Genomic DNA, 3,279 nt, shown 5'->3' on the forward strand with positions numbered 1-3,279 from the left:
CGAGTATCAGGCCATTGCTCGTTCAGTGGCATATAGACGCCGCCGGCTTTGATGACGGCCAGCGCTGCGACCACGCGCTCGGGCGAGCGCTGCATCAACACTGCCACGGGCGTCTGCGCTACCACCCCCAGCCGGATCAGCCGATGAGCCAGACGGTTTGCCTGAGCATTCAGCTCCGCGTAACTGAGCGTCTGGTCTACGCACACCAGTGCAGTGGCATCAGGGGTACGCTCGACCTGTTTTTCAAACAACTCGGGCAGCGTCGCGTCAGGCACCGGTTGCGCGGTGGTGTTCCATTCGACAAGCAAGCGCTGCTGCTGCGCTGCATTGAGCCAGTCAACGCCGCTGATAGGCCGAATAAGCTCGGCGTTGAGCGCTTTAATGAACGTTAGGAAACCATGTTGAGGTGTGGTGAGTTCACTTGCCGTGTCGAATGCGCGGTTCGCATCCAAAGCAATCCGCAGCATAGGGCTATCGGGCTGAGCATGGGCCACGACAAGGAGACTTTCGATCGATCCAGTGGCTAAAAAATGGCTCGTTGACGAAGACGCACCAAATAACAGATGGTTATCCACCACTCCGACGTCCAATAGGGAACTCAACAACCGCTGAGTGGGCGTCAATCCCAATACGTGGCGTAACGCATCAATCGGATAGCGCTGATGCCGCAGTCCCTGATGAATTTTTTTTGCTACTTGGTCCTTCAGCGCCGAGAGGCTTGTGCTTGGCCGAACAGTCAGCCGTACCGGCAGTATGTTAGATACCCTACCGGGGACGCATCGGCCCATACTCGAGCAAACTGTCGCCGGGACGCCGAGTACCACATCCTGCACCCCGGTTAGCCGATGCAGATAGGCCGCCATGGCGGCAGTAACAAGTTGGACTAAATCAATTGCAGAAGACTCAAATGTATCAATCCCCTGGCTATCGGACTGGACAAGATCAGCAGTATGGCATAAATGAAGATGAGAGGCGCTCGCAAGCTGGCCTGCATATACCACCGGTTCAGGCCAATTAGCGCAACGCTTGAGCCAATACGTTTCATCGCGCGCCCATTGTGCCGAATTGCGATATTGGGCATTCTTCTTTAACAACTGAGATACGGACCTGAAAGTGCATGGAGCGGGCTTGGCGCCCTCACACATCGCGCTGTACACCTGCGCGACGCGTTGCGCGATAAGGTGCATACCCACGCCATCCATCATGATAGAGTGATAGCGCTGGTACCACAGCACCTGATCCGAAGCGGTTTTCAGCAATGCATAATGGAACAGCGGTCCTTGTAAAATATCCAATGGCTGTTCATAATCGGCGCGCATCCATGCTTGAGCGGCGGCTTGCGAGTCCGCTTCCGCACTGAGGTCAACCCGCGATAGCGACCACGCTAGCGAACCAACATACTGTTGAATGCCTTCATCGGTCTCAACGAAATACAACCGCAGGCTATCCGCTTCATGGATCACCTGCCGCAACGCCGCTTCGAACAAGGCTGGATCAACGACGCCTTCAATGACCGTGTACTGACCAATGATATAGGCAGGGCTGTCTGGATAGAGCTGCTGAGCAAGCCAGATTTCCGTTTGGGCAGTGGATAACGGATACGTAAGTGGCGTGACGCTAATAGACATAATTGAGCTCCAATCCAGACGAGAAGCAATCCGTTTACATAGCTGAATCAGTCAACCAATCATCTTTGACTTTGTGCAACCTTTAGTAGTACAAATTTCACAATAACTATTACGTCTGCTTCTGCTTGTACCAATCGACAATCTTTCAAGGGATAACTTTATAGGTCTTCTTAGCAGATACCATGCCCACCATGAAAAATCGGAAGCAATCACTGGCCAATATGGCAACCCATGTGCATGCCAAACCAACCCCAACGGCACATCGCAATACAGCGCTGCTAATGTTCATACCCAACGGGCCACAGTGGCTCACCGCTCTGCTTAGGCATACTGATGTTAAGCGTGGCAGCAAACCGCGCTGACTGCATTAAACATACATTACCCGTCTGTTGAGTGACCAGCCATACCTGCTGTTTTGCTGTCCATCAACTTGCATGGAATCCGCAAAACCGCTTCCCCGCTTAGCGAGTCAACTGGACTCGATAAAGCGTCGCCCCCAATGGGACGATACAACATTGCAGATTAACAACTGAAACGTGAACAATTCAACTATATCCATGCCCATGTGGGCTATTGCCCGCAATTAAGGCGCCATCGCGCCGCCGCTTACAAAGCAGGCTCAAGGCAAGAAGGATAGGGGGAAGTGTGCATACCGCATAAGACAACTTGGGCTGGTGCTATATTAGGATACTTCGTCATTACGTTTACTCCAGACATCGCCTGTATGAAACGGCAGTCGCGCCTGCCGACGAATCATCCCATTTTTTGGATAAACTGCACCACGCGCAAGGATGAGGTTTCGTGCCCACATGAACAGTTACTGTGATGCAAAAACACTATAGATCGTAATTTCAAGCAGCCAAAGCTTTTTCCCTTCCTCAAAACCGACAAAATCAGAACAGAAAAGCATTCAAACAGCATGTCGCCGGTAACTGAGCTGTCGCAGCTGACAAGAAATACGAAGATATTTATGTTATTCAAATTTATAAAATTACACCTGCGCCAATTAGCTAACAACAATTAACCATAAAATTAACCCAATGCGATATTTTAAGAAACAATCAAGAAACCGCCGTGCTTACTGTTCCAGCCACAATGCCCTGACGCGACTGCATGACGCGAAAGGCTCTATCACGGTTACCGTTTCCCGGCGCGTCGATCATGAGCTGCGCGGTTCGGTGGTACTTTCGCTTCAGCCTGGGGTTGCGTGACATCGAGAACTGCTGCTTGAGCGCGTTGTGACGGTGACGTACAAATCGTTAAGCCGCTGGTGCGACCGACTCGGCTGGCCGTTTCCCTTCATCCAACGCGCGCAAAGACAGAGAAAATGCGTGCAGAAAATTGGTTTGAAATGTCCATTTCTGTCCTCGCAACAAAGGGCCACCGTGGGAGTGTGCCCCGCGCGCGCGATGGTAAAGTAAGCGGTCCCCATAATCCACGTCCGCTATGAAACGCTCCTCGACGATGACGCCGCACGATGCGCTCTTCAAGCAGTTCCTCACGCATCCGGAAACCGCACGGGACTTTTTAAGCCTGCATTTGCCCACGCAGTGGTTGGCGCAGTGCGACCTGGACACGTTGCGTCTGGAGTCGGGCAGCTTTGTGGAAGAGGATCTACGCGCCTACTATTCGGACGTGCTGTGGTCGCTGC

2 protein-coding genes and 1 pseudogene are annotated in these 3,279 nt (G+C 52.4%); 2 read left to right on the forward strand and 1 reads right to left on the reverse strand.

Features of this window, described 5'->3' with window-relative positions; genetic code table 11:
• Positions 1-1,628 (reverse strand): condensation domain-containing protein (locus KPG66_RS16075; protein ID WP_237071467.1); only part of this gene is annotated, 1,628 nt, incomplete at its 3' end.
• 1,129 nt (positions 1,629-2,757) lie between these two features.
• On the opposite strand from KPG66_RS16075, the pseudogene KPG66_RS16080 reads away from it, so the two are divergent.
• Positions 2,758-2,953, forward strand: a pseudogene (locus tag KPG66_RS16080) (IS6 family transposase); the annotation flags it as partial.
• A gap of 121 nt (positions 2,954-3,074) precedes the next feature.
• Positions 3,075-3,279 (forward strand): Rpn family recombination-promoting nuclease/putative transposase (locus KPG66_RS16085; RefSeq protein WP_237070330.1); only part of this gene is annotated, 205 nt, incomplete at its 3' end.

Source organism: Mycetohabitans sp. B2 (genome assembly GCF_021733735.1).
Lineage (GTDB): Bacteria > Pseudomonadota > Gammaproteobacteria > Burkholderiales > Burkholderiaceae > Mycetohabitans > Mycetohabitans rhizoxinica.